The organism is Mesorhizobium sp. WSM4813 (assembly GCF_055811555.1).
In genome coordinates this window covers 1-24213 of sequence record NZ_JBVVQU010000076.1, presented here as the reverse complement: position 1 = coordinate 24213, position 24213 = coordinate 1, and the positions used below count along the sequence as shown (strand labels likewise).

Annotated in this window: 27 protein-coding genes, 1 tRNA gene and 1 pseudogene; 11 read left to right on the top strand and 18 right to left on the bottom strand. The window is 61.5% G+C overall.

The window, feature by feature from the left end:
* Positions 1–224: 224 nt before the first annotated feature.
* From AC0L25_RS29370 to AC0L25_RS29360, 3 genes are all read right to left on the bottom strand, one after another.
* Positions 225–1385 (bottom strand): acyltransferase family protein, encoded by a 1161-nt coding sequence (locus AC0L25_RS29370; protein WP_473598677.1) that lies wholly within the window; start codon positions 1383–1385, stop codon positions 225–227.
* Positions 1386–1617: 232 nt separating this feature from the next.
* The gene (locus AC0L25_RS29365) at positions 1618–1809 is read right to left on the bottom strand and encodes a hypothetical protein (protein WP_473598676.1); all 192 of its coding nucleotides are present in this window, start codon (positions 1807–1809) and stop codon (positions 1618–1620) included.
* A complete protein-coding gene (locus AC0L25_RS29360) occupies positions 1782–2279 on the bottom strand; it encodes a hypothetical protein (RefSeq protein ID WP_473598675.1) in 498 nt (165 codons plus the stop codon). The genes AC0L25_RS29365 and AC0L25_RS29360 overlap by 28 nt, the downstream gene beginning before the upstream one ends.
* A 100-nt stretch (positions 2280–2379) precedes the next feature.
* On the opposite strand from AC0L25_RS29360, the gene AC0L25_RS29355 reads away from it, so the two are divergent.
* Positions 2380–2784 carry a hypothetical protein gene (locus AC0L25_RS29355; RefSeq protein WP_473598674.1) on the top strand — a complete coding sequence of 135 codons (405 nt, stop codon included), beginning with the start codon at positions 2380–2382 and terminating at the stop codon, positions 2782–2784.
* Positions 2785–2848: 64 nt separating this feature from the next.
* Here the strand turns inward: AC0L25_RS29355 and AC0L25_RS29350 are convergent, their stop codons facing one another.
* From AC0L25_RS29350 to AC0L25_RS29330, 5 genes and pseudogenes are all read right to left on the bottom strand, one after another.
* A complete protein-coding gene (locus AC0L25_RS29350; protein WP_473598673.1) occupies positions 2849–5056 on the bottom strand; it encodes a hypothetical protein in 2208 nt (735 codons plus the stop codon).
* 155 nt (positions 5057–5211) lie between these two features.
* The gene (locus AC0L25_RS29345) at positions 5212–5967 is read right to left on the bottom strand and encodes a phage terminase large subunit family protein (protein ID WP_473598672.1); all 756 of its coding nucleotides are present in this window, start codon (positions 5965–5967) and stop codon (positions 5212–5214) included.
* A 250-nt stretch (positions 5968–6217) separates the two neighbouring features.
* Positions 6218–6895 (bottom strand): annotated as a pseudogene (locus AC0L25_RS29340) (terminase large subunit domain-containing protein); the annotation flags it as partial.
* Entirely contained in the window at positions 6816–7211 is a 396-nt protein-coding gene (locus AC0L25_RS29335) for a hypothetical protein (RefSeq protein ID WP_473598671.1), read from the bottom strand. The pseudogene AC0L25_RS29340 and the gene AC0L25_RS29335, both read right to left, overlap by 80 nt.
* Before the next feature lie 3 nt (positions 7212–7214).
* Positions 7215–7613, bottom strand: a complete 399-nt coding sequence (locus AC0L25_RS29330; protein WP_473598670.1) for a hypothetical protein — start codon at positions 7611–7613, stop codon at positions 7215–7217.
* 526 nt (positions 7614–8139) lie between these two features.
* Here AC0L25_RS29330 and AC0L25_RS29325 point away from each other — a divergent pair.
* Positions 8140–8445: a hypothetical protein gene (locus tag AC0L25_RS29325; protein ID WP_473598669.1), complete on the top strand. Its 306-nt coding sequence runs from the start codon at positions 8140–8142 to the stop codon at positions 8443–8445.
* Between the two features lie 55 nt (positions 8446–8500).
* Here AC0L25_RS29325 and AC0L25_RS29320 read toward each other — a convergent pair whose 3' ends face one another.
* A complete protein-coding gene (locus AC0L25_RS29320) occupies positions 8501–8935 on the bottom strand; it encodes a DoxX family protein (protein ID WP_473598668.1) in 435 nt (144 codons plus the stop codon).
* Between the two features lie 131 nt (positions 8936–9066).
* On the bottom strand, positions 9067–9813 hold the full coding sequence (locus AC0L25_RS29315) for a tryptophan 2,3-dioxygenase family protein (protein ID WP_473598667.1): 747 nt from the start codon (positions 9811–9813) through the stop codon (positions 9067–9069).
* Positions 9814–9973: 160 nt separating this feature from the next.
* Here AC0L25_RS29315 and AC0L25_RS29310 point away from each other — a divergent pair, with 160 nt between their 5' ends.
* Complete coding sequence (locus AC0L25_RS29310; protein WP_473598666.1) at positions 9974–10447, top strand: Lrp/AsnC family transcriptional regulator; 474 nt, start codon at positions 9974–9976, stop codon at positions 10445–10447.
* A gap of 813 nt (positions 10448–11260) precedes the next feature.
* Here the strand turns inward: AC0L25_RS29310 and AC0L25_RS29305 are convergent.
* Positions 11261–11647 carry an ester cyclase gene (locus AC0L25_RS29305; RefSeq protein WP_473598665.1) on the bottom strand — a complete coding sequence of 129 codons (387 nt, stop codon included), beginning with the start codon at positions 11645–11647 and terminating at the stop codon, positions 11261–11263.
* Positions 11648–11770: 123 nt separating this feature from the next.
* Between AC0L25_RS29305 and AC0L25_RS29300 the strand changes: the two genes are divergently transcribed.
* The 5 genes from AC0L25_RS29300 to AC0L25_RS29280 all read left to right on the top strand — a co-directional run bounded on the left by AC0L25_RS29300 (position 11771) and on the right by AC0L25_RS29280 (position 13426).
* Positions 11771–11844: transfer RNA gene (locus tag AC0L25_RS29300), tRNA-Gln, on the top strand.
* A gap of 160 nt (positions 11845–12004) precedes the next feature.
* Positions 12005–12187 carry a DUF3606 domain-containing protein gene (locus AC0L25_RS29295; protein WP_352960808.1) on the top strand — a complete coding sequence of 61 codons (183 nt, stop codon included), beginning with the start codon at positions 12005–12007 and terminating at the stop codon, positions 12185–12187.
* A 180-nt stretch (positions 12188–12367) separates the two neighbouring features.
* The gene (locus tag AC0L25_RS29290; RefSeq protein ID WP_473598664.1) at positions 12368–12544 is read left to right on the top strand and encodes a hypothetical protein; all 177 of its coding nucleotides are present in this window, start codon (positions 12368–12370) and stop codon (positions 12542–12544) included.
* 119 nt (positions 12545–12663) lie between these two features.
* The gene (locus tag AC0L25_RS29285; RefSeq protein WP_473598663.1) at positions 12664–12849 is read left to right on the top strand and encodes a hypothetical protein; all 186 of its coding nucleotides are present in this window, start codon (positions 12664–12666) and stop codon (positions 12847–12849) included.
* Between the two features lie 247 nt (positions 12850–13096).
* Positions 13097–13426, top strand: a complete 330-nt coding sequence (locus AC0L25_RS29280; protein WP_473598662.1) for a GYD domain-containing protein — start codon at positions 13097–13099, stop codon at positions 13424–13426.
* Between the two features lie 119 nt (positions 13427–13545).
* Here the strand turns inward: AC0L25_RS29280 and AC0L25_RS29275 are convergent, their stop codons facing one another.
* Together AC0L25_RS29275 and AC0L25_RS29270 are read right to left on the bottom strand one after the other, a co-directional pair.
* The gene (locus AC0L25_RS29275; RefSeq protein WP_473598661.1) at positions 13546–15642 is read right to left on the bottom strand and encodes an EAL domain-containing protein; all 2097 of its coding nucleotides are present in this window, start codon (positions 15640–15642) and stop codon (positions 13546–13548) included.
* Positions 15643–15928: 286 nt separating this feature from the next.
* Positions 15929–16528: a YdeI/OmpD-associated family protein gene (locus AC0L25_RS29270; RefSeq protein ID WP_473598660.1), complete on the bottom strand. Its 600-nt coding sequence runs from the start codon at positions 16526–16528 to the stop codon at positions 15929–15931.
* Between the two features lie 252 nt (positions 16529–16780).
* On the opposite strand from AC0L25_RS29270, the gene AC0L25_RS29265 reads away from it, so the two are divergent.
* Complete coding sequence (locus AC0L25_RS29265) at positions 16781–17392, top strand: hypothetical protein (protein WP_473598659.1); 612 nt, start codon at positions 16781–16783, stop codon at positions 17390–17392.
* 54 nt (positions 17393–17446) lie between these two features.
* On the opposite strand, the gene AC0L25_RS29260 is transcribed toward AC0L25_RS29265, so the two are convergent.
* On the bottom strand, positions 17447–18349 hold the full coding sequence (locus tag AC0L25_RS29260) for a S1C family serine protease (RefSeq protein ID WP_065009074.1): 903 nt from the start codon (positions 18347–18349) through the stop codon (positions 17447–17449).
* A gap of 284 nt (positions 18350–18633) precedes the next feature.
* On the opposite strand from AC0L25_RS29260, the gene yghU reads away from it, so the two are divergent.
* Together yghU and AC0L25_RS29250 are read left to right on the top strand one after the other, a co-directional pair.
* Entirely contained in the window at positions 18634–19500 is an 867-nt protein-coding gene (gene yghU / locus AC0L25_RS29255; RefSeq protein ID WP_473598658.1) for a glutathione-dependent disulfide-bond oxidoreductase, read from the top strand.
* 859 nt (positions 19501–20359) lie between these two features.
* Positions 20360–21100, top strand: coding sequence for a sulfotransferase family protein (locus AC0L25_RS29250; RefSeq protein WP_473598657.1), 741 nt, complete (start codon positions 20360–20362; stop codon positions 21098–21100).
* 264 nt (positions 21101–21364) lie between these two features.
* Here AC0L25_RS29250 and minE read toward each other — a convergent pair whose 3' ends face one another.
* The 4 genes from minE to AC0L25_RS29230 form a co-directional block, all read right to left on the bottom strand.
* A complete protein-coding gene (minE, locus tag AC0L25_RS29245) occupies positions 21365–21637 on the bottom strand; it encodes a cell division topological specificity factor MinE (RefSeq protein WP_135935491.1) in 273 nt (90 codons plus the stop codon).
* Positions 21634–22449, bottom strand: coding sequence for a septum site-determining protein MinD (gene minD, locus AC0L25_RS29240; RefSeq protein ID WP_352960827.1), 816 nt, complete (start codon positions 22447–22449; stop codon positions 21634–21636). Before minD ends, minE begins: the two co-directional genes overlap by 4 nt.
* A gap of 116 nt (positions 22450–22565) precedes the next feature.
* A complete protein-coding gene (gene minC, locus AC0L25_RS29235; RefSeq protein WP_473598656.1) occupies positions 22566–23327 on the bottom strand; it encodes a septum site-determining protein MinC in 762 nt (253 codons plus the stop codon).
* A gap of 170 nt (positions 23328–23497) precedes the next feature.
* Positions 23498–23938 carry a hypothetical protein gene (locus AC0L25_RS29230; protein WP_473598655.1) on the bottom strand — a complete coding sequence of 147 codons (441 nt, stop codon included), beginning with the start codon at positions 23936–23938 and terminating at the stop codon, positions 23498–23500.
* Positions 23939–24213 lie beyond the last annotated feature (275 nt).

The following is a 24213-nucleotide window of genomic DNA, read 5'->3' as shown; positions in this document are numbered from 1 at the left end:
GCGATCCACCGAGGCGACGAAAAAGCCAATCCGCCGCAGCAAGGATAACGCTCGTGCCCTAAGTTAGCGCCTATGGGGCGCTGTCCCGCCGACTTCTCAGTGCAACAGCGCGTTCCGGCTCACCGCCGGCAGGAAATACTCAAAGGGCGACGATCCTTCGCGCCCTCTCTGCCCTGCCGGGCATCTCCCCACACTGGGAGATCGGCAGCTTCACCCTCTGCTCTTTACGCGCTGGGCTCGAGCGCCGGCGCGGCCTTGCGTCCAAAACGCTGCACAACGAAACGGCCCATCTTCTGGCCGGGAACTTCGATCAACGTGTAGGTGATCCAGGACAGCAGGCAGACGACCGGCAAGACAAATGCAACGACGATCGCGAAGCGCAGCGGCGCCGACAGCTCGTGGCCGTACTGGGTGATCACGAAAGCCGCAACGGGCTGGAGAACCAGCAGATGGATCAAATAGATACTGAAGGAAAGCTCACCCATCAGATGAAAGAACCTGTTGGCGAGCGTCGTGGCCAGGCTTCTTGCCACGGTGCCCGCTATTCCCGGCAGCAGCCGGTAGAGAACCAGGGCAAAGAAACTCACCACTAGCGCTTCGCGCATCAAGAGCTTGCCCAGCCCGTTGCCGCCGCCGAAGGGCAGCGCTGCCAGCAGCATGGCCACGGCCAGATGCGCGAAAGGCCGCTTCTGCCTTTGATGGACGACGCCCGCCAGCAGCATCCCGCACAAGAAAATCTGCATCTTGAGCGGCAGGAACGACGGCATCGGAAAATGGACCGACCATTGTCCCATCAAGAACACGATCGCGGTGCCGGTCGCCGCGACCAGAATAGCACTCCGCATCCAGCCGAGCAGGCGCACCAGCAGCATGATGGCCGGGAATAACGCGTAGAATTGCATCTCCAGCCCGAGGCTCCAATCGGGCAGCGGCGTGCGATAGGCGAAATTCGGCGCCAGGCCGAACAGGAACAGCAGATGGGCGCCGATGTTCTTCAGGCCGCTGTCGAGATAGCGCTCGGGCGCCTGCGGCGCCCTCAGCAGGAACTCGTCGATGACCATCCTGGACTGGTAAAGATAAGGTCCGAGCGCCAGGGCAATGAAGAGCATGACATAAAACAGCGGCGCTATCCTGAAATAGCGGCGGGTCCAGAATTTCAGCCAGGTTTCCGGCCTTTGCCAAGGCTCCTTGTCCTGGCGCAGCTGGTAGTGGAACACCATCAGGAAGCCGGACAGCATGATGAAGAGATCGACGCCGAGATCCGGCTCGCCGAGCACAGGAATTCTCCAGCCGGTCAACAGCAGGCAGTGCCCGATCAGCACCCAAATGGCGGCGAGCGCCCGGAGCCCATCCAGGCACTCGATACGCGACGACCGGACTTCCATCATGCCGAACTCCTCGATAGCCATGTTGCAGTGCAGCATGGCGGCTGAGGGGGGATTGTCAACCGTGCCCAGAGAACACGATTTGCGCCCGTTTGTTACGCAACGCGGAAGCTGCCTTGACCTTCTCCCCTGGTAGGCCACGGAAGAACCCTCTCCCGCCCGCTTCTTCATCAACCGCGCGCCGGCGCCAGCAGCACCCGGTTACGAGACGCTCTTCTCGTCGCCTCCGTCATCATACCCCCAGCAGCACGCGGCGCTGGCCGGTGAGGTCGCTGGGCGACAGATCGGTCTTGATCGTGCCGGCGGTGCCCTGGCCCTGTTCGAGTTCAGCCCTGAGCGCTGCCTCGCGCGCCTGCACGTCTTTGTCTGCGATGGTCGGTGTCGGCGGCAGCGGCTTCAGCGCCGGCGGCTTTGGAAGAGGCACATGGTTCCAGCTTTCTCTTGTCCAGTCATAGAGTAAAAAATCTTCGCCGTTCCTGCCGTACCCCGGCAGACGGCAGCGTTCGTAGCGCCGAGCCGGCCAAGCCAGCGCAGCGCCAATTCATTGGCGGCCAGCGCCCGCGCCTCGACCCGCCACGCGCCGCGCGCAGCGACCTGCGGACCGAGCACGGCGTGAAAGAACTCGGTAATCCCAGGCACGCAGCGCCTCATGCGGCGCGTGCCCCAGCTCCAGGCGATCCACAACCCGCTCCGCTGCTCGGCGGCACCGAACCCCACTTCCGGATTGCCGTCGAGCTCGGCGACATAGGCAAACCCCTGCAGCGCCGTCAGCGCCAGCAGCGCCGGCGACCATTCGTCGAACTGGCAGTCGATCTCGGCCCGGTCCTCGGGCCGCAGATTGGCGGCGATGTAGGAGAGGTCGCGGAGTGTGGCGGGGATGATGCGGGTGGGCATGAACGGCTGAATTTTTGAATTTTCCGGTTGGACGTTCGGATGATTCCAGATACAACCATGACGAAGATTTCCAATTGTCTTGCAATCATAGGAGGCATCATTGAGATCGCTCGTCCTCGCCACGGCGGTGGCATTTGCGTTGCCATTTGGCCCGGCTCGGTCGGAGATCTGCCAGAAGGGCGTACTCTTCAAGTCATTTGAGTCGGGGGCACTCGTAACCATCATCCGACAAGGCTTCGGCAAAGCCTTCTTCACGAAGGAACGAGATCACTTGCAGGCAGGCATGGCGGCGGAGCTGAAGGGCCAAAATGAAGGCGAGCGCGCATTCATTTATGGCCCGATGCGCTCGTATATGTTTTTTACCAACCCGGAGGCCGTCAAAGGCTTCACCTGGAGGCCCGCAGAAACCGAACCCAACGCATTCTACACCGTCCGGACCGATGATGGCGACGAAGTGCAATTCACCCTTGAAGATGTCGGATGCGCTCCGCAGCTCGGGCCATGATGACCGTTCATCTACTTCTACGCAGGCCAACAACGACGTCCTAGTGGCGGCCTCATTGACCTGATCATGGCCTGGCGGGATAGTAATCCTCGGGCAGGTTGATGCCGAATTCTCCGGGGAGAAACGGCCGATTGTCCTTTGTTGTACCGTGAAGATGCTTGCCAAGCCATGGGCCGTTAAGTTGTTTACGCCAAGGGAGACTTTTAGCGTCTGATAGCTCTGGATTGGCGTAATTCAGATTGTCGCCCGCTGCGGCGGGCGCACCAGCCGCACGTTGTAACAAATATTCATCAATCACCTTCGAAACCCTAGCGAAGCGCAAGTCATTTATGGGCAACTGATCCACATCATATTGGCCTTTCTTTCGACTATCACGACTGTTAACAGCAGTAAATTGAGCATCTTGATTCAGAACATCTCGAATACTACTCCCGAAATGACCGGAGACAAATCGATTCAGGATCGTATCCAAGACACCTTTCGCTTCTACTTCCGCATCCCTCTGGTCCCATTCCGTCATAACCGCTTTCTTCAATCGGAGAATATCCGCCGGAGACAAGTCGATAGACTTGGCGAATTTCTTAGTTGGGGGGCGCTCGGCATCATCAGAGCCATCCGCGCCCGGCTCGCCATCAGCTGCGGCCAGCGTCTGTGATTGAGCTGTCTTGATGTCAGCCAGTTGTTTGGCCAGCGCTTTGCGCTGCTTCGGATCAGCTATTGCTTGGAGCGCATTGCGTTCCGCCTCCTCCGCGTCGGTTGTATCATTCCAAACCTTGATCAAGCCTTCAGCGTCGGATCGGGGCAGCGGCTGAGGCCTCGTGATACCCAATTGGCGCTGGGCGGCAAATGCCAGGGCGACCGCGGCTTGCAAATCCTCCGGCGTCGACAAATTTTTGAAGGCCGCATCGACGCTCGGAATGACCTTGCGAGCGTAAGTTGCCGGATCGACCTGCCTCTGCTGCATGATCAAGGCGGCAGCGTCTGCGTTCAGTTCATAGCGCCTCTGGTCTCTTTCATAGCGCGCCTGATCCAGCCTATACAGTTCAGGATCTTGCTTCTGGGAGAACCGGTTCGGGACGGGTTTCGCATCGAAAATTGACGCATCGACCTGACTTGTCGGCATGACGCGCATATCGGCAAGATATGGACTGACATCTGCCCTCCAATTGAAGGTCCTTGATCGTTTGCCGCCCTCTTCGGCACTAAAGGCGGCAGCGAACTGAGTATCGTCAGGCCTCGGACCGGAATAGGGGGCCAGGTTGGTTATAGCCGCCCGAGCGTTCTGAGCAGTGATGTCGATATCGGCGTGCGTACTGATAAGACTTGACGCATCCGCCGTGCGTGCCTGGCGAATAACGTCGTCATATGAATCGGGCGATAGCTCGGCAAGCACAGTGTCGATCGGAAGATTATCCTGAAATGCCTGCCTTATCCGTTCATCAGGTGTGCGCTTCCGGACGCGATCGCCTTTTTCGGTCAACGCGTCGGAGTTGTCGGCCTGCGCAACAGAGCCAGTGATAATGCCATCGATACTCTGCTCCGGCTTGCTACTTTCTTCCCTAGAAAACGTCGCCAGTCCGAGCAGATTGAGTGCTCTTTGCGGATTTGCGGCTATCAGAGCCTCGATCCGCGTCCTTGCCGTGCTTTCGCGCCAAGCGGCTTCGGCCTGCAACTTGCCCAGTGGATCGAGACCCATCTTGTTAAGGACATCGAAGCCGCGCTGGCGGGCGGCATTAAAAGCGAGAGTGTCGTTCGGCTCGCTCTGGGCGATGGCGTTGAGCTCGGAGAGCTGGACCTCGGACCACTGGTCCTGCTCATATTGCTGCCGGTGCTGAACCTGCCGCGCCGCCATGCGCTCGGAACCCGCCGCGCGGATTGTCTCCTTCTGCCTAGCGAAATTGGCGCGTTGGCTTTCGGGTATTTTCGGCAGGGCATCGTCGAACAGCATGTCGAACAGGCCGGGCTTCACCACTTGGCCGCTGCGCGGATCGACTTGGCCGTACATGGCGTTATGCAGCCCGGCACCATCGGGCGCTGCGTTGGCTGCCACGTCGGCCTCGGCTTGGGCGATCTGGTCCATCATCTTGCGGCGGGCAATTTCGGCGTCGAACGCCTCCTGCTGCTCTTTGCGCAGCTGAAAGCGCTCGGCGACGGCCGAAAGCTCGCCGCCCAGGTCTTGCATGGCGCCGCCGATTGACGATCCCTGCGGATATTGCACCGCGTTGCCAGTATGGAGCCGGCGCTGCGCTAGCTGGAGAGGAATGGTCGCCATTTAATTGTTTCCTGCCACGAGGGTCGCTCTGCTGGAGATCACGGCATGGCTGATCGCATTGCATGCTGGCCGCCGCATTCACGGGCTTTGTCAGATCGAAATTTTTGGAGAGACAGTGGAGTCGCCGGCATGACGACGCGGGAAATGCATCGCGTCTACCGAAACGCCCCCAGCGGATCACTCTGCCCGGCCTTTCGCCGCACCGCCTTGAACTCCGCCGGGTCGACCACCGCTTCCCTTAGCATCATCACGCCATAGCGTGTCGCCGCCATCAGGTCGTCGCGCAGCTTCACCACCTGGCCATCTTTGCGGTGATAGAGCCGGAATTCCTCGAACCAGGGCAAAAGCGTCGAGAACACCTTGAAGCGGCCGCTCTGCATGCGGTCCAGCATCTCCATCAGTCCGGCCTCGACCGAGACCGAACCGTCCGGGAATTGCGCATGGCGCGAGAGCATGTTCAGCCCATGCGCGGCGTATTGTTTGGCGAGCGCCACGCCCGCACCTTCCAGCGTTTCGCGGCGGCCGTCGCGCGGCCATGCCCAGGGCAGCCATTCGCCCCAAGGTTTTAGGGTCAGCGCCTGCATGGCCGGCGTCTGCTGCGACGCCCGGCAGGCCTTTGTGACATAGACGACGTCGGCCTCCGTATCCCAGGCGAGCTCGACGGCGGCCGACGGATGGTCCCAGCCGAAATCCAGCGCACCGAGCCGCGGCCAATAGCGCGGCAGCCGGAACGGCTCGCAGGCAATCAACTCTTCCGCCACCGGAAAGATACGGCCGGAGCCGAGCACCGGAATGCCTTTGGCGCGCGCTTCGCGCTCATGCGCGGGATATGCGGCAACGATCGCCGCGCGCTGCTCGGGCGAATAATGCCCGGCATCGTCGATGGTCATGAAGGTGACGTGACGGGTCATGAATGGCCTTTGGAAAGCTTGGGTTCCTCGCCCCACGGAGTGGGGAGAGGTGGCTCGGCGAAGCCGAGACGGAGAGGGGGACGCCCGCCCCCTCCAGATGGGAATGGTGAAAAGAAGTCTCGCTTACCGGAAGACGCCTGCGAAAGCCCCTCTCCGGCCGCTGCGCGGCCACCTCTCCCCACTCCGTGGGGCGAGGAACCCACGTCCTGCGATGTCACCTCCTCCCCATTCCCTCCACCTCCCCCGCCGACAGGAACAACAGCACCACATCCGACATGCCGAGCAGCGGCGTGAACGTCACGATGGTGATGCCGCCTGTCGCGTTGGTGCGGGTCAGGCCTTCGGAATAGATGTCGAGCGGCGGTTCCTCGTCGAACCAGACGCCATGCAGCGTTTCACCCTGCCACTTTTCGCGGCCCTTCTCAAAACTCTTGAACGACAGCACCGATTCATCGGCCTGCACATCGCCGCCGCCGCCATGGCGCACCACGACGCTGTCGAGTCCATGCGGCGCGCCGCGCCCCATGATGGTGCTGACAATAGCGTCAGCCGGGATCATGCCGGTGCCCCACGCCGCCGGCTGCTGCGGCGGGCCGATCAGGATGCGCTGCGGGTTGTCGCGCGTGCCCTCGGCGGTGACGCCGGCGGCCCACAGCCGCACGGCCGCGTCGAAGACCTTGCCTTGCCACCACTCAGGATAGCGGCCGGTGAGGTGCATTGCCCATTCCGCGCCGCCGGCCCGGGTCTTGCCGAGCTGATTGCCGGCCATGAACAGCCGCTCGCGGTTGGTCGCGCCCGCCGCATGGAACTCGGCCTGCCTGAGATAGGGCCGATAAGCGGCAAGCTGGTTAGTGCGGCGTCTGCGGTCCAATTCCCTGAGCAGGCTCAGATACTCGGTCTTTGCCGTCGAGACCCGACTTTTCGAGATCCGGCTTTGCGAGGAATGGCCGGAGGACGGCTTCGAGGCCGCGGATGCGCTGCCTGATTTCGTCATCGCTCAATGCATCCAGACTGTTGATGTTGACGTGCAAATCCTTGGGCAGCACCGACAGCACGATCTTCAGATACTGGTCGGGCTTTTCGGTGCGAACCTCGGCGATGACGCCGGCGCCATGTGCTCGGAAATCGGCGCGGATCGCTTCCAGAAAGCCATCGGCCAGCGTTTTTTTCGCTCGCCTCGGCCGGCCGGAGGGCCTGGGTTCCGTCACATCAGGCGGTTGGTCATCGAAAGAATCCTCGGCCATGCTCTACCCCACGGCCCCGGCGAGCGCCGCGATCTCGGGCTTCGCCGCTTTCTTGAGTGCCTGCGTGGGTCGCTTGCGGGATTTCGCGCGCTTGCCGGCGTGCTTTGCCTTTGGCTTCCGCGGCCGGCTTACCGCATCGGGCTTGGACTTGCCGGCTTTGGGCAGGGCTTTGAGCGCCGCCCTGGCGATACTCACAGCACCGTCGCTGACGCCCGCCGAGGGAAAGCCGAAGCCGCCGGCCTGGTCGACGGGACCGCCCCGGACCATGCCGATCTGTACACCGGCCGCGACCGGCTCGACCCGGCCGTGGCGCGCATCGGGCGCGCCCTCGAACTCGCCAATGGCGCTGACGACCTCGCGGCCGTCATCGTCGGTGATGATGGTGGCATAACGGTTGGACATTGGGGGTATCCTGGCAGGGCACACGACATCGCCGCGTGCTGAGGAATTGATGGTGAGACTTTGTGGTGAAAGGCGGTGACTTAGCTCGATGATCGCAAGGCCGCGTTTCTTCGCGCCCCCCTTTGGCCTGCCGGCCATCTCCCCCACTTGGGGGGAGATTGATGCCACCTTCGTTTTTCGCCAATCTCCGACGTTGCAGGGTGGGTGGTATGGTCAAAGCTGCCGATCTCCCCCAAGTGGGGGAGATGTCCGGCAGGACAGAGGGGGGCGCTGTCCCGCCGACATTTGATATCGGCAACACAGGCAGCGAACATTCGAAAGGGCTTGAAACAAAAAACCCGCCTCGGCGGGCGGGTCGTTGGCGCAAATCAGCACCATGACTATATTCCTAGCATAGCTGCCGTCACAAAGCAAGCGAAATCTCGCGGGCCGGCCTAAAATTCGGCCGCGCGCCGCGATATGGTGCAGCTGTCCGGATCGGAACCAGCGTTCGCGCGTTTGCAATTTTGCCAATGGGAGCAAAGCCATGAATGTCGCCAATTTGCAACTCGAAGGCCTGCTGATGGCCATCGCATCGATCAATCAGGTGCTTGTCCGCAAGGGCGTGCTCTCGGTCGAAGAGATTGATATCGCCTTGCGCAAGGCCGAAGCCAGCGAGACCAGCGAGGAGCGGTCCGAAGGCATGTCGGCGTCGAGCCGCGATGCCGTCAACTTCCCGATCCGGCTGCTGGAACTAGCCAATCAGTGTCAGCCGGAGGCGGATATGCCGTCATTCTCGAAACTGGCGCGCATGGTCGGCCAGATGAAGGAACCCTACAACGACCAGATGTGACGTTGCGATCGCCTCCCCGTCCGTATCGGAACGCCGCTTGCCAGCCGAGGTAAGATCAGTTGGCTGATACAGGCTTCCAGGTCAGCACGCGGCCCGGCCCATGGACGGCGGCAAACAGCAGTCCGGCCAGGAAAGTAAAATGATCAACGAAGAAGCCGAATTCGGCCTGGTTGCCGGCCCAGTGCGACGGCCCGTGGAAGGCAAAACCGAGGAACAGCACATAGGCGCCCGCGACAAGTGCGGCCTGCGAGAAAAAAACGCCGGTCAGGAAGCACAGCACCAGCGCCACTTCGAGCAGGGCCGCGCACCAGGCCAGAAACAACGGGAACGGAAATCCGGCGGCGGCGATGTAGCCCGCGGTGGCGCCCATGTCGATGAACTTGAAGCTCACCGCCATCAGGAAGACGGCCGCGAAGATCAGACGGCCGATAACGATTGCTACGGTCTGCCACGGCGTTTGAACAGGTGATTGAGCGGATTCCAACGACATGACGTCCTCCAGGGTTGCGACGGGGTTTCGCCCAAGGACGATACACCAGCTGCAAACCCGACATCATCCCCTGAAAACCCTGGCCGGGGCCAGCGCAAGTGGTGAGACCGCCACAGGTTCCTGGGCCAGATCTACTCGGCCGCGTGGTGGCTGATCGAATCCCGCACCGTCCCGTACTGGCTGCCCCAGCGGTCTGTCATCTCGCAGCGTATGTCCCACAGCTCCGGGAAGAAGCGATGAAGGGCGCCGGCCTGCAGCAGTTCGACCGGCCGGCCCTTCAGGGATTTCGAGCCCAGCCCGATCGAACGGTGGATGAGGTAGAGGTGGTTGGCGCGGAATTTCTGAAACAGCTCATCGAATTCGATCAGCGCCTCGGCGACGACATAGCTGTCGCCGTGATCATACCCGATATCGTAGACATCCTCGACAGTGAGCCCGCGACCGTCGAGGTAGGACGTCTTGAAGGCCCGCCACAGGTCCGGCGGCATGCGCAGCAAGAGCTTGAAGCCCGGCGATTCCTGGCCGCTGCCATTGCCGAGCTGCAGCCGGATCTCCTGGTATTCCTTGGGCGACATGGTTTCGAGCAGGTCGAGCTGCGCCGTCATCATGCGCATCAGCCGATGCACGCGCCCCATCAGCGTGACGACGCGATGCGTGTTCTGCTGCTCGAGGAAGTCGACGACGTCGACCAGCGTGTAGGCGATGAGCTTCATCCACAGCTCCTCGACCTGGTGCACGATCTGGAACTGCAGCTCGTCGGCATTCACCATCTCGGCCAGCGGCTTCTGACAGGCGAGAAGCTTGTCGCACCTGAGGTAGACGCCGTAGTCGCGCATCTCAGGCGCTTCGATGCGGGCATAATAATCCGGCTTGTGCATGGCAGCTGCTCCTTTGCCCGGCCCGTCGGCTCAGGGCGTCTGTTCGGTCCAAGCCTGAAGAATAAGCGCTTTTGGCTTGAACATTGTTCCCTTCTGTTATTCAAATAGCGAGAACTGAAGGACGAACTCCCACTCGTGGAGCCATCTTGGAGAACGTTTGATGCTGGATGCCCTCGACCAGAAGATCGTCGCAGCGCTGGAACGCGACGCGCGTACCTCCTTCGCGGTGCTCGCCGACGAGGTCGGCTTAAGCAAGACGCCATGCTGGAAGCGGGTCAAGGCGCTGGAGGATGCCGGCGTCATCCGCGGCTACTCGACGCGGATCGACCCGGCAAAACTCGGCTTCGGCATCGAAGCCTTCATCCAGGTGTCGATCGATTTCGAGCTTTCCGAAGCCTTCGAGACCGCAGTCCAGGCACACCCGCTGATCCGGCGCTGCCACGCCACGACAGGCGAGGCCGACTATCTCCTGCAGATCGTGACGGTCGACATGATGGCGCTGGACAGGATGCTGCGCGTCGAGCTCAGCCGCCTGCCCGGCGTGCGCCGCACGATCACCTCGATGGCCATGCGCGAGATCAAGGGTGACATTTCTTTCGCCAATGCCGTTGGGCATACGCAGCAGAAGCGATAGGCGCTCGGAAGCGGCCGAGTTCGTTCGATTTGGAGCCAATCAGCGGGATGGTTCAGGCGGCGGTTTTGCCGGGCTTGTCTATCCGCGATGCCGGGCTTGGGGCTGGATCGACCTCCGGCTCCTTCTGCTGTTCGGCGTCAGCTTTCCGCTTCGGGCAGTCCTCGTAGCCATGGTCTCGCCCGCCGCAATAAGCGCAGCATTTTGCAGGGATATCGGGGCGAAACATCGTCATGCATTGAAATGCACGTGACGCCGGTCTGGTTGCGTCGCACCATTACTTTTCGCTTACATTAGAGATTTGGGTGCTAAATCCGAGGCTTAAGAGACTGTTTCGAAATTCGCTCTGGCGAGTCATATGGTGGTGGTTTCGAGAACCGGCGCGCAGCGGACATTTGGGTCCGTGAGCACCGGAAGCGCAGAAAACGCCATCAGATGGCCGCCAGAGTAGAATTTCCAAACAGTCTCTAGGGCGTGTAGCCCAGCGCGGCGAGGGCCGACAGCCCTGCAACCAGGCCAATTGCGATAACAATGCCGAAATGCCGTTCCAGGAATTTGCGCCCCTGCCAGTCGTATCGCATATCTGAAACTCCGCCGCGTAATCTGGGGCGGTGTGTTCAGGCGTCAAGGCCCGGGTCCCTGACAGGCGGTAGACAGGCAGCTGCCATTGTTCATATCGTGGTTCATATCGGAACGTGGAACGATGCTTCGTGGCTTCTGGCGTGGCTGTTGGCGATAACCCGAGTCTAGGCTCGGGGACTATCAAGCCAGCAGGGTGAAGACTTCTTTGAGACGAGTTGCGTGAAAATCCCCGCGCTAAAGCTGAGATTCGATAGCCGCCTTGTCTATAACTGACCATACTTGTACAATCTTTTTGTCACGAAATTCATAGATAACATTCTCGGCAAAGGAAACTCTCCTACCGTTTACAGGGAGGCCAAGAAACCTTTCTTTCGGCGTACAGTCGAACCCTAGTCGGCTCGCTATATAGGGCGGATCGGAAATCAGCATCCGGACGTTGAAGGAAAGGTCCGGAATTTGAGCAAAGTCTCCCTCCAGCATTTCGAGATACCCTGATAACCCGAGCCGCCGACCGTTGTGGATCACCTCATCATGAACGAACTGTCCCAGCTTCGGCCAGTCCTGCTTATTCAGGCAGGCAATGTAGTCTCGGTAGACGTCGGACAGGTCGGTTTTAATCACGGCGATTGCTCCTATCTCTACAAGGCCCTGCTGAAAGGGCGTGTCTTATGCTCAAGCGGATGACGGCATGAAGCGGCTTCATGCGCGGATGAGAAAGTGTTAGACAGCGTTCACTTCCTCTACTCCCGCTTCGTCTAATGGTAGGACAGCGCCCTTTGAAGGCGTGAATCGTGGTTCGAGCCCATGAGCGGGAACCAGCAGCTCACCCAGCCGGGCAACCGATCGGTCTTGATCGATCAGACTGCTGCAACGCGCAGCAATGCCCAGGCGGGGCCGGCGTGTCATCCTTTTCCGACTGGCAAGGATGGTCGGCCGGACCAAGGAAGCCTATAACCACCGGATGTGACGGAGGACGACATGGCCGACGACAAATCCAAGAGCAAGCAGGACCGCAAACCGGCCTCCGGCGAGGAGCCTTACGACGTTGCGGCTTTTGCGAAAAAATATGGCATACCGCCGAGCGAGGCCGCGACCATCATCAAGCGGTACGGGCCTTCGAGAAAGAAGCTCGATGCGCATATGGCGAGCCGCAACGCCTGATCCGCATCCGGCGGCGTCGACCCGGATCATCACCGCGGGTTTCCGGCGTGCCAGCGCTATCGGCCGGATTCAACGCTAGGTTTCAGGGACGCAATAACTCGTTTACTTTGACGCGGTACCACCTAGCGGGCAATCGTTGGGGGTCGAATGTCGGACGGTGCATTGCGCTTTGAATGTGTCATGGAGCCAAACGGCAGATGGATGGTGTGGGACGCCAAGCTCGATCTGCCGGCCCAGTTTTCGGCGCTTGCGCTGATCGGCCTGTGTCACGATGAGGCCGTTTCGATCTGCAGCCTCTTGAACGAGACAGGCTCCGAGACAAGCTCGGCCGAGGCCCGGCAGAGTCGGGTCTCCTGATGATTGCGCTGCCCAGCGCCGGGCCTGAGGCGGCGGGCGCTCCGTCAACGCGATCGGGATTTTGCCTTGGCAAACAAAGATGGTACATTAGCTGACTAATCGATTCACAGTGAACCGGCATGGCTAAGAAAAAGTCGAAACTGGAACCGTCCGGCATTTCTGCGGTCTCTTCGGCGGAAGCCTATGAGGCGACCTATTTTGCCCGAAGGTGCGGCCTGACGCCGGATGAAGCGCTGAAGATTATGCGCGAGGCGCAAGGCTGGGTGAGCACGACGATGCCGTCCAGCGTCAAGCGGAAGAATTAGGCCCACAGTGCAGTGGGCGGCAAGGCATCGGCTGCCAGCAAATGTCCAGACGCTTGGCACCCATCCCCTAAGGTCGGCCTGATCTACCTCGGAGCGCGGATTTACGCGGATTTATAGGTGTTGCTCTTACATTAGCTTAAGAGCATATTTCGTCAGCCGGCGAACTACCCACGCCGGTTAGGCTCGGCGCCATTCCCCTCGATCCCTTGACGCCGAGCCGCGGAATCGGCAGCGCTGGAGGCGAACCATGCCCATGTATCTCTCACGATTCAGCTATACGCCCGAGACCTGGGCGCGCCTGATCGAAAACCCCGAGGATAGACGCGAGGCAGCCCGCACCTACATCGAGTCGGTGGGCGGAAAGCTGCATGGGTTCTGGTACGCTTTCGGAGAGCACGATGGCTGGAATCTGTGGGAGGCACCAGACAACGTTTCGATGGCATCTGTCATGCTTGCCATTGGTGCGGGAGGAGCGATCAGTTCGTACGAGACCACCGTTCTCCTAAGCGTCGAAGAGACAATGCAAGCCCTTGGTAAGGCGAAGTCAGTCCGCTATCGCCCGCCGGGAAAGCCCTGACCAACTCGCGCAGTGTGAGCGCCGGAACTGTTTCCGGACTTTCTCGCGGCCGTTAATCACGTCGCCCAAAGCATGCCCTCAGGCTTGAACCGGGGCCCTGCAGGCTCGGCCAGCGAACGCTACGCTCGCCGTCCAGCTGGCAAAGCCGCTCGCGCGCTCGCCCGAGTAACGATCGCTTGCAGCGGCTCCGGCTGGTGCAGCAGAAATCCCTGGCCGAAAGCAACGCCCATATCCCTGAGGATGTCGAGCGCATCCTGCTCTTCGATTTTCTCCGCCACCACGGAGCAGCCGAGGCTTCTGGCGATGCCCGATATGGCTGAGACGATTTCGCGGTCGAAGCGGCTCTCCGCAATATGCTCGATGAAGGAACCGTCGATCTTGATCGCGTCGACGGGAAAGCGCCGGAGATATTCGAACGAACTCATGCCCGCCCCGAAATCGTCGAGGCTGACGCGGCAGCGCCGCTCGCGCGCCTTGCGGACGAACTGTTCGGCAGCAGTGAAATTGGTGACCGCGGCGGTTTCCGTGATCTCGAAGCCGATGCCGGAATGCGGCGCCCCGGTCTCATCGATGACGGCGTCGACGAAATCCCAAAGCTGCGGGTCGCTCAGCGTCTGCGCCGACAGGTTGAAGCCGAGCGTCAGCGCCCCTGACTTCAGCGCCGGACCGTGAAGTGACAGCGCCGTCCTGATGATCCAGCGGTCGAGCCGCGACGCGACGCCAAACCGCTCCGCCGCCGGGATGAACTCGCCCGGCGGGATCAGCCGCCCGTTGCGCCCGGCGAGCCGCGCCAGGACCTCGACATGGCGGCTCTCCTGCCAGGGTTTTCCGAGCCGGTGGATTTCCTGGCCGAACAGTTTCAGCCTTCCGTCTTCCATGGCATCGACGGTGTCGGCCGCCAGCCGCGCCGCGGTGAGGCCGCTGAAACCGGATGTTGTCTCAGGGGAGAACACAGCGAAGCGATTGCGCCCGGCGGCCTTGGCCGCATAGCAGGCGTCGTCGGCGCAGGCGAGCGCGTCAGCCACCGCGGTATTCTCATCGGCGACGAAGGCGATGCCGATGCTGGCCGCGAGCTTGCGCGACGCCGCCGTCGAGCCGAGATCGGCATCGCGAACTGCCGCGAGAACGGCGCCGGCGAGACGCTCGGCTTGCGCCGCGTCGCAATCAGGCACCAGCAGCGCGAACTCGTCGCCGCCAAGGCGCGCGGCATGCGCCGGCGGCGGCAGACAGCCCAGAATGCCCTTGGCAACGCTCTTCAGCGCGAGGTCGCCGGTGGCGTGGCCAGCGAAGTCGTTCAAGGCCTTGAAGTAGTCGAGATCGACATAGAAGACCGCGAGCGGGCGCGCCGTTGCGATATGCTGGGATAGCAGCCGGTCGAATGCGGCGCGATTCAAAAGGCCAGTCAGGGCGTCATGGCAGGCCGCATGGGCAAGTTCCTGCTCGCGTTGCTTTGCCTCGGTGATGTCGCGCACCGTGCCCAGAATCTGGCCCGACGACTGGGCGTCGGCGATGAACCGTATCAGCGATTCGACATGTCTGATGTCGCCGTCCCGCTTGATGATGCGGTATTGCACGGCGACGACCTTTTGGGTTTGCAGCGGCGCCAAGTGGGCCCGCTCGGCGTCGGCCCTGTCGTCCGGATGCAGATAGCTGTGCCAGAGGTCTTGCGACACCTCGTCGGTTTCGGCGACCAGCCCGAAGATTTCCCGCGTGCGCTCGTCCCAGAAGCTTTTGCGTGCGGCGAGATCGTGATGCCAGATGCCGGTGCCGCTGGCCGCCAATGCCAGGCGAAAGCGCACGTTGACCTGTTCAAGCTCTGCTTCCGCTTGCTTCTGCTTGGTGATGTCGGTCTGGACGCCCATCAGCCGGACCGGCCGGCCATCGACATCGCGCTCGACCACTCCGCCGCGATCGAGAACCCACACCCAGTGACCGGATTTGTGCTTCAGCCTGAGCTCGGTCTCGATCGAATCGGTCAGGCCGGCAATGTGGCGTTCGCCGCTGGCCACCGCCCGCTCGCGATCGTCGGGATGCGTCAGCTGCAGCCAGAGATCGCTCGCCTCGACAAGCTCACCCTCGCCATAGCCGAGCATTTGCGACCACATTGCCGAGTAGAAACAGTCGCCGGTCCTGACATCCCAATCCCAGACGCCAAGATGCGCGCGTTCGAGCGCCAGCTCCCAGAACTCTCCGTTGCGATTCTTCTTGTTAGCCATGCCCTGGACTTCGCCTGCCCCGTCGCAGCCATTTTGCGGCAAAGCCAAGAAGAAACCGTTACTGCACCAATGAGCGGTCGAAGGGGTCCATAGGACGCATCACGGCAAAAACGAAAAGGCGGCCATTCTGGTTTGTCGGCGGCCAGCAACTCCTGGCGCTTCCTTCGAAAGTTGCGCACTCTTGCGAATTGACGGACGAGCCGGACGTGGCTTCAAGGCCAGCGGCAGCAACGGTGCCGCGTTCCTCTTCGGACCTTGAGCGCGACGATGACGCCAGCGACAAGCCTCACTTCTTCCCTTGCGGGTAGATCGTCTCGCCACGCTTCAGCATCTCGACGAACGCCGCGATCTTCTTTTTGCGCCCAGCCTCGGTCTTCATGTTGTGAATGCGGAAGGCGAGCGCGAAACGGTTCTGCGCGCTGAGCGTTGCCAGCATCGCCTTGGCCTTGGGCTCGGTGTCGATGGCCGCCTGAAGATCCCCGGGGATTTTCATGTCCTTGCCGCTTCCATAGGCACGCGCCCAGCGGCCGTCGGCCTTCGCCGCCTCGACCTGTTTCAGCCCATGCTCGGTCATCCGGCCCTCCTCGATCAGCCGGGCGATGTTGTCGACGTTGATCTGGCTCCAGATGCTCTTCCTGCCGCGCGGCGTGTAGCGCTGCAAATAGCTCTTGTCGTCGAGCCCCTTGCGCACGGCGTCGATCCAACCCCAGCACAGCACGACGTCGATGGCCCCCTTGGGCGTGATCGAAGGCAGCCCCGAAGCGACCTTGTGTATCTTGATCCAGACTTCGGTTTCGGTGTCGTGGTGCTGGCCGAGCCAGGTGTAGAAGCTTTCGGCATCGCGGAATTCGCGCACCTTTTCAGGGGCGACCTTGACCGGCGGCATTAGCGGGCCTCGCTTTTTGCGGTCGTCATCGGTTTCCTCCTTCGCTGCTTAGCTCCGATCGAATGGAGCAACAGTGGCCTTGTTGCAAGGCTGGCGGGACAGCAAAGCCGCTGATCTCCCCCCGTGGGGGAGATTGGCAGTGTCGCTGTCCCGCGGCGCCCATGGCGGTTCTTCCCGTCGTACTGTAGGAATCTCTCTGGCAGAACCGACCATGGTGGACACACGGCGGGCTTCAACTTGGGGGATGTTGCCATGCGAGCAGTGCTGTTCGGTCTTGCCCTGCTGGCGCCAACCGTGGCCCTGGCCGAACCAATAGAAACCCAGAAGATCATCACCGCGCTGACCGGCGACTGGAATGGCGACGGCGGCACCGACCTTGTGATGATCGTCGAAACCCAGCCCGGCGATCCGATGGACATGCATTTCTTTCTCAGGGATCGCGAGCACAATTTTTTGCGTCCTGCCGGCGTCGTGCGTGACCAGATTCTCGGCGAGTGGAACGGTTACGACCGGCCCGGCTACGAGGCCTCCGACACCGAGCCGGAGCTGACCGCGCTGCCCAACGGCTCGATCAAACTGTATCTGCCGGCAATGCCGGTCGGCAGCAAGCGGACCAACCAGACGCTGACGCTCGCCTACCGCGACGGCGCCTTCATCGTCGCCGGCTTTGCCTATGACTATCATGATCATCTTGAGGATAATGTCGCAAGCGACTGCGATTACAATGTTATGACCGGCAAGGGCAAAAGCAGCAAGATGCAGCTCGATAGCACGACCAAGCAGAAAACTGTGGCGGTGGAAGGCAAGGTCATTGCCTTTTCGGAGTGGAACCCTGGAACGGGCTTCAGCGCCTGCGGCGAGTGAGGCACGCCGCGTCATCGGATTATCAGGAGGATCTGACCGGTAGTAGTGACTGCTTCACTGCAGCTGCGGTTTCTTGAGAAAGCTGTTGCGGTCGGCCGACTTGACGCGCAGCCAGGTTTCGCGGCCGTCGCGCACCACCCGCAACGGAATCTCCGCGCCTGCCGGATTCTGCCATAGCTTGCGGTAGAAATCGGCGAGCCCGTCGACTTCGCCGTCGCGCACATCCGAGATGATGTCGCCCTGGCGCAGACCGGCTTCGGCGGCCGGGCTGCCTTCGGCGACGCTCATCACCACGACTTCGCCATTGCTTTCGGCGGAGAAGGCGCCGAGCCATGGGCGCGGTGGCTTGGCAACCTGGCCGCGTGTCAGGAGATCGTCGAGAATGGGCGGCAGAAGGTCGATCGGCACCACCATGTTGATATCGGCGATCTCGCCGGCGCGGCTCATCTGCAGGCGCAGCGAACCGATACCGAGCAGCCTTCCGTCTTGTCCGATAAGTGCCGCACCTCCCCATGACGGATGGGCGGGCGCGGTGAAGATCGCCTCGTCCAGGAGATACTCCCAATAGCCGGCGAATTCCTGCTTGGTGACGATGTGCGCCCTGACCGCCTGGCCGATGCCGTCGGCGAGCACCACGGGGTCGCCGGCCATCGCCCTGGCCGCATCGCCGAAAGCCACCGCAGGCAGGCCGAGCGGGGCCAGCGCCTGCACCAGCCCAAAGCCCGATTCCTGGTCATAGGCGAGCGCGTGCGCGGGAACCACGCGCCCGTTGTGGTCGGTCAGCCAGACTTCTTCCGCCTCGGTGATGAGGTAGCCGATGGTGAGCACCAGCCCGTTGTCGCGAATGACCACGCCGCTGCCTTCCCGGCTCGTGCCCAGCGCATTGGCGGTGAAGGCGTCGTCGGGGATCGAGGCGCGCACCGCCACGATGGACCGCAAAATCGTATCGATGGTCATGCTCTCAATCCCGGCAATATTCATGACGGCCGCCAAAGGCCCGGTATCTTCTATAGGTATGGCGCACGTGACGAGGCGCAAGGGCATCGGTGAGCCCTTCTCCCCCGGGGTCCTGGGAGAAACGGCAAGCGGCGTCGACTATAGTTCAACATAAGTTGAACTTCCTGCTGACCGCACTACCTGTATCAATGTGTAGATGAACCTGCCCCACGAATCTCCCGCTTCCATCGCGCAAGCTGATCCTCCCCAAGACCCTCCCCGCTCACAGCACAAGGCCTCCCGAGATGAACCAATACACACCGCCGAAAGTATGGACCTGGAACAAGGAAAATGGCGGCGCCTTCGCCAGCATCAATCGGCCGATCGCCGGCCCGACGCATGACAAGGAGCTGCCGGTCGGCAAGCATCCGCTGCAGCTTTATTCGCAGGCGACACCGAACGGCGTCAAGGTGACGATCATGCTGGAGGAGCTCTTGGCGCTCGGCCACAAAGGTGCCGAATATGACGCCTGGCTGATCAGGATCAACGACGGCGACCAGTTCGGCAGCGGCTTCGTCGAGGTCAACCCCAACTCCAAGATCCCGGCGCTGATGGACCGCAGCGGGCCAAAGCCGATCCGCGTCTTCGAATCCGGCTCGATCCTGGTGCATCTGGCCGAAAAATTCGGCGAATTCCTGCCGACCGAGCAGCCGGCGCGTGCAGAAACCCTGTCGTGGCTGTTCTGGCAGATGGGCTCGGCGCCCTACCTCGGCGGCGGCTTCGGCCATTTCTACGCCTATGCGCCGGAAAAAATCGAATATGCCATCGACCGCTTCGCCATGGAGACCAAGCGCCAGATGGACGTGCTCGACCGGCGGCTGGCGGTGAGCGAATATCTCGGCGGCGACGCCTACACGATTGCCGATATCGCCGTGTGGCCCTGGTATGGCGGGCTGGCCAAGGGCCGCATGTATAACGACGCCGGCGATTTCCTGGCAGTGGACGGGTACAAGAACGTGCAGCGCTGGGCCGAAGCAATCGACGCACGGCCGGCGGTGCAGCGCGGCCGCATGGTCAACCGTGCCTTCGGCGAGCCGGCGATGCAGCTGCACGAGCGCCACGACGCCAGCGATTTCAACACCAAGACGCAGGACAAGCTGGCGGCCGAGTGAGCAGAGCGACGGAGCTCAGCGGATGACGCGCTGACCTCCCCCACGAGGGGGAGATCGGCAGCTTTAACCCGCCCCGTCTCGACGGCGGATCGGGATTGCACAAGCCGCAGCCAGGCTTCCGCGCTGCCAACAGCAGACATATGTATCCGGAAATATATACTGGTTGACTAAAGTAACGGAACGTCCAATGCACATTCCCAGAACCGAACAAGTCCGCTTTCAAAAGGCTTAGACCATATTATCTATTTCGGTCACATCATGATCTAAGCACATTGATATTCTGCCGGCGCGTGACCTGAATCTCGACACGTCGTAAAACCGCATACCGTCTCGACGGTCCAGCACTCGCGGTCGCGGATTACCTGTGTGTCTTTCGCCCGGCTCTGTAGATCAGCTGGACGACGAACAAAAAATATCCAACCTGCGAAACGATCAAGGTAAGGATCGTCCAGCCCAGCGCCTTCCAGATTGAACCCGTTACCAAAAAAGTCGAGAGCGCCACGACGAATGACGCGGTGGTCATCCCCACCAGGAACTGTGGAAAATTCATCGCCTTCCAAAGCCGTCCCGGAGCTTCTAACAGCCGCGACGGCCAACCCTTGCCCAATTTACCCCGGACCAACGTTTTCACCCTTTCAATGGTTGCGCAAGTGGCAAATGGATCAGAAGTGTGCGCATGCTTAATGCATCCTCTGGTTGAGATGCTTCCTGGCTGGTGCTGTTCCTTCCAAAAGAGCTGACCTATTGCGGAAAGGCACGATGGAAATTTGTTGCGCGCCGGGCGCTCCGGGCGCAACGTAGGCCCTGCGGATCGCGATAAAAAAAGAATATCAGTCCAGGGGAGAATTGGGGGGATCACATGGCGCTCAAGGTAATCGGCGCGGGTTTCGGACGCACGGGCACATGGTCGACCTTCGCCGCGCTGAACAGGCTCGGCTTTCCCTGCTATCACATGCAGGAGGTGATCCTCAACAAGGCCAACAAGGGCCACCTCGACTTCTGGCGCAAGGTGGCAAACAGCAAGCCCGGCACGCCGCACGACTGGGACCGGGTGTTTGCTAACTACACGGCAACGGTCGACAATCCCGGCTGCTGCGTGTGGCGGGAGCTGCTGGCCGAATACCCTGATGCCAAGGTGCTGCTGACGCTCCACCCGCGCGGCGCCGAAGGCTGGTACGGCAGCACGATCGATACGATCTACTTCACCGAGAATCTCTGGCAGTTCAAGATTTTGGAGTGGCTGACGCCGTTCGGCCGAAAATTCGGCGACATGTCGCGCAAGCTGATCTGGGGCCGCGTGCTGGCCGGCGTGATGGACGACCGTGAGCGGGCGATCGCGCGCTACAACGCCTACACCGAGGAGGTGAAGGCGGCCGTGCCGCCGGAAAAACTTCTGGTGTTCACGGTGACCGAAGGCTGGGGGCCGCTGTGCCGCTTTCTCGGCGTGGCAGAACCTCAGGAGCCGTTCCCCAACCTCAATGATCGCGAAAGCGTCAAGAAGGTGATCCGCGACATCATCAAGGGATCGTACGTCATGCTCGGGCTGTCGATCGCGGGCGTGATGGCGGTGCTGGGCGGGGTTTTGTGGTGGCTGGGGTAGCGGTGGTACGAAAGACTCTGACAGCGCTGCAGCTCAGGCGAAGCCTTGATGCCGGCGGGACGGCGCCCCCCTCTGTCCTGCCGGCCATCTCCCCCTCGAGGGGTGAGATTGCGCGCTCAGCCGCTTTCGCCAATCTCCAGCCTTGCAGAGGCGTGCGGAGCGCTGAGGCTGCCGATCTCCCCCCTTGAGGGGGAGATGTCCGGTAGGACAGAGGGGGGCGCTGTCTGCCGGCGTCAAAAATTACTACAGACGCAACACTGCCGCTCAGGCCGACATCGCCAGCGGTCTTGCGCTCTTGTTGGGGATCTGGATGTCGATCTCCAGCGTCGACATCGTCTCGCCGCGATCCATCGAGACCTGCAGATAATCTTGGTCGATCTGCACATGTTTGGCGATGACGGCCATGATCTCCTCGCGCAGCACTGAGACGAGGTCGGGCTGGCTGCGGTTGCGGCGCTCATAGGCGAGCAGCACCTGCAGCCGCTCGCGCGCCACCGGCGCGCTGCCGCGCCGCTTGAAGAGGTCTAACAGGTTCATGCTGCCCTCCTTCCAAAAAGCCGGTCGAGAAAGCCCTTGCGCTCGAACGGCACGACGACCGGCAGGTCCTCGCCCTCGAGCCGTTTGGCCGCCTCGATATAGGCGCGGGCGGCGGCATTCGTCGGGTCGCTGAGCGTCACCGGCGAACCGAGGTTGGAGGCCTTGAGCACGTCCTGGCTCTCGGGAATGATCCCCAGGAGCGGCGTCGACAGGATCTCCAGAACGTCGTCGATCGAGAGCATTTCGCCGCGAGCCGCGCGGGCGGCATCGTATCGCGTCACCAGCACGTGCTTGGCGATCTGCTCGCCCCGCTCGGCCTTCACGGTCCTGGCGTCGAGCAGGCCGATGATGCGATCGGAATCGCGCACCGAGCTGACTTCCGGGTTGGTGACGATGACCGCCTCGTCGGCAAAGCGCATGGCGAGCTGCGCACCGCGCTCGATGCCGGCCGGACTGTCGCAGAAGACGTAGTCGAACACCGAGCGCAGCTTGTCGATCACCTCGCCGACGCCCTCCTCGGTCAGCGCATCCTTGTCGCGCGTCTGCGAGGCCGGCAGCAGGAACAGCGTTTCGACGCGCTTGTCGCGGATCAGCGCCTGCGACAGCTTGGCCGTTCCCTGGATGACGTTGACCAGGTCGAACACCACCCGCCGCTCGGCGCCCATGATCAGGTCGAGATTCCTTAAGCCGACATCGAAGTCGACCAGGGCCACTTTCTTGCCGGTTCTTGCGACCGCGGCACCAAGGGCGGCCGTCGAGGTCGTCTTGCCGACGCCTCCCTTGCCCGAGGTGACCACCACTACCTTGCCCATATATGCCTCCATTATTGTTGTTGGTATTGCTAAGCGTCTGAATTACGCGGCGCGCTTAAGTCGTTGTTTTCATATGTCGTCATTTCAAAACCACTGCGTACTTTCGGGCGACTGCATTAGCTGAACGGCGCGATGCGCAGCGTGTCTTTTTCGAGAAACGCCTGGACGGCTTTTCCACGCAAGGACGGCTCCATCTCTTCGGCGGTGCAATACCAGCCGTCGACCGACAGCAGCTCGGCCTCGTTTTTGCGGCAGAAGATGCGCGCCGCCGAATGGCCTAGCACACCGGCCGACGCTCGCCCGCGCAGCGTGCCGTAGACGTGGATGGAGCCGGCGGCGACGATCTCGGAACCGGAGGCGACGGAGCCGAGCACGATGACATCGCCATGCGCGTGGAAGACCGACTGGCCCGAGCGGATCGGCGTCTTGACCATTAACGTCGCCGGCGCTTCCGGCTGCCTGTCTTCTGGCTGCTTGCCCTGTTCCGCCTTGCCTTCTTCCGGCTTGCCCGCCTCTTCAGGCCTGCCCTTGGCGTCGGCCTGCATCAGCAAACTGGCGGTAGCCTCTTTCGCACCGATCAGCACCGGCGGCAGATTGGCCTCGAGCGCCGTGCTGCCGTCAAGCTCGATCGCATAGATGCGGATGCCGCGCAGGCCAAGCTCAGCAACCAGCGTTTCGATCTGGCTGACCTCCGGCTTCAGCGTGTTGAGGTTGAGCACCACCGGTCGGCCGGCAAAATAGCCGGGAGAATTGCCGATCCAGCGATCAAGGCTTTCCAGCCACTCCGAAAGCGGCGCTTCCGGGGTGAGCGTGAAGGCGACGAACGAGCGGGCGCGAAAGCGAATGGATTTGGTCTCGACAGGGGCGGCGAAGGTCACGGACAGCGATTCCTTACTGATAGGTAAACGCTAGCCAGCCATGGTTAACGAAAGGTTAACGGAGGGGTGTTTGCGGCATCCGGAAAGCTGTTACTGACAGACCTGGCGGTGTCAGCAGCCGAGCGGACAACGCTGGATATTGCCTTGCCCTTTCCTCGACACCTTGCTGGCTAAGTGCCCTTCACTGCGTCCTCGATCAGTTCGGCTAGCAAGGTGGAGAACCGCTCGTCAGTCCTATCTCCTATGTTTCCCACTTCTCTTGCCACCATCCCGGGCGAAGAAACTGACACTTGCCCACTCAGCTGAACGTTGACCGTGAACGTCCTCCCGGCTGCCTCCTTCTCCATTCCCCCCTTCCTGTAGATTCTAAACCGAATAGACGGTGTTGATGCTTTGGCCTGGCGGCGTGGCGCGGTGTCCATCTCGACAGTCACCTCGCCCGCCACCTCAGCCTTGGCCGCTTCCAGCGACGCAACCACGACGTCATTTAGCCAGGCCCGTGCTTGCGCGCCGAAGTCCACCCCCTCGGCCTTCTCACTGCCGACCTTCTCCTCTTGCTCACGGCGAGCTCCCTTCCCGCGCTCAAGGGCTTCTTTGAACTTAGACATCATGGTTTGCCTCCGATTGTGGGCGCATAAGACCAGCCGTCACATCCGCCATGCTCCTCTTAATGGGGTAGAACGCGCGCAATCGGCGTCCGTTGCGTAAGTGGAGCCCGTGATTCGCCGCAGCGCACGGCAGTATCCTTCTGGCTACACCGTTTGCACCTGAACCTGATGGCTTCCAGCGGCTTGTTCCAGCCCACCAACTGAGCGACATCGCGCCAACAATCTCCGCTTAGCTCTTCTCCCCTCACCATCCTGCCCCCGAATCCCCCACGCGGTGG

Excerpts from the sequence above, each read along its gene's own strand:
- AC0L25_RS29370 (WP_473598677.1), bottom strand. The coding sequence starts at position 1,385 with ATGGAAGTCCGGTCGTCGCGTATCGAGTGCCTGGATGGGCTCCGGGCG.
- AC0L25_RS29285 (WP_473598663.1), top strand. The coding sequence starts at position 12,664 with ATGGCTAAGAAAAAGTCGAAACTGGAACCGTCCGGCATTTCTGCGGTC.
- AC0L25_RS29260 (WP_065009074.1), bottom strand. The coding sequence starts at position 18,349 with ATGACCATCGATACGATTTTGCGGTCCATCGTGGCGGTGCGCGCCTCG.
- AC0L25_RS29270 (WP_473598660.1), bottom strand. The coding sequence starts at position 16,528 with ATGCCGCCGGTCAAGGTCGCCCCTGAAAAGGTGCGCGAATTCCGCGAT.
- AC0L25_RS29275 (WP_473598661.1), bottom strand. The coding sequence starts at position 15,642 with ATGGCTAACAAGAAGAATCGCAACGGAGAGTTCTGGGAGCTGGCGCTC.
- yghU (WP_473598658.1), top strand. The coding sequence starts at position 18,634 with ATGAACCAATACACACCGCCGAAAGTATGGACCTGGAACAAGGAAAAT.
- AC0L25_RS29350 (WP_473598673.1), bottom strand. The coding sequence starts at position 5,056 with ATGGCGACCATTCCTCTCCAGCTAGCGCAGCGCCGGCTCCATACTGGC.
- minE (WP_135935491.1), bottom strand. The coding sequence starts at position 21,637 with ATGAACCTGTTAGACCTCTTCAAGCGGCGCGGCAGCGCGCCGGTGGCG.
- AC0L25_RS29335 (WP_473598671.1), bottom strand. The coding sequence starts at position 7,211 with ATGGCCGAGGATTCTTTCGATGACCAACCGCCTGATGTGACGGAACCC.
- AC0L25_RS29280 (WP_473598662.1), top strand. The coding sequence starts at position 13,097 with ATGCCCATGTATCTCTCACGATTCAGCTATACGCCCGAGACCTGGGCG.
- minD (WP_352960827.1), bottom strand. The coding sequence starts at position 22,449 with ATGGGCAAGGTAGTGGTGGTCACCTCGGGCAAGGGAGGCGTCGGCAAG.
- AC0L25_RS29345 (WP_473598672.1), bottom strand. The coding sequence starts at position 5,967 with ATGACCCGTCACGTCACCTTCATGACCATCGACGATGCCGGGCATTAT.
- AC0L25_RS29290 (WP_473598664.1), top strand. The coding sequence starts at position 12,368 with ATGGAGCCAAACGGCAGATGGATGGTGTGGGACGCCAAGCTCGATCTG.
- AC0L25_RS29230 (WP_473598655.1), bottom strand. The coding sequence starts at position 23,938 with ATGATGTCTAAGTTCAAAGAAGCCCTTGAGCGCGGGAAGGGAGCTCGC.
- AC0L25_RS29250 (WP_473598657.1), top strand. The coding sequence starts at position 20,360 with ATGGCGCTCAAGGTAATCGGCGCGGGTTTCGGACGCACGGGCACATGG.
- AC0L25_RS29330 (WP_473598670.1), bottom strand. The coding sequence starts at position 7,613 with ATGTCCAACCGTTATGCCACCATCATCACCGACGATGACGGCCGCGAG.
- AC0L25_RS29265 (WP_473598659.1), top strand. The coding sequence starts at position 16,781 with ATGCGAGCAGTGCTGTTCGGTCTTGCCCTGCTGGCGCCAACCGTGGCC.
- AC0L25_RS29320 (WP_473598668.1), bottom strand. The coding sequence starts at position 8,935 with ATGTCGTTGGAATCCGCTCAATCACCTGTTCAAACGCCGTGGCAGACC.
- AC0L25_RS29360 (WP_473598675.1), bottom strand. The coding sequence starts at position 2,279 with ATGCCCACCCGCATCATCCCCGCCACACTCCGCGACCTCTCCTACATC.
- AC0L25_RS29310 (WP_473598666.1), top strand. The coding sequence starts at position 9,974 with ATGCTGGATGCCCTCGACCAGAAGATCGTCGCAGCGCTGGAACGCGAC.
- AC0L25_RS29295 (WP_352960808.1), top strand. The coding sequence starts at position 12,005 with ATGGCCGACGACAAATCCAAGAGCAAGCAGGACCGCAAACCGGCCTCC.
- AC0L25_RS29315 (WP_473598667.1), bottom strand. The coding sequence starts at position 9,813 with ATGCACAAGCCGGATTATTATGCCCGCATCGAAGCGCCTGAGATGCGC.
- AC0L25_RS29325 (WP_473598669.1), top strand. The coding sequence starts at position 8,140 with ATGAATGTCGCCAATTTGCAACTCGAAGGCCTGCTGATGGCCATCGCA.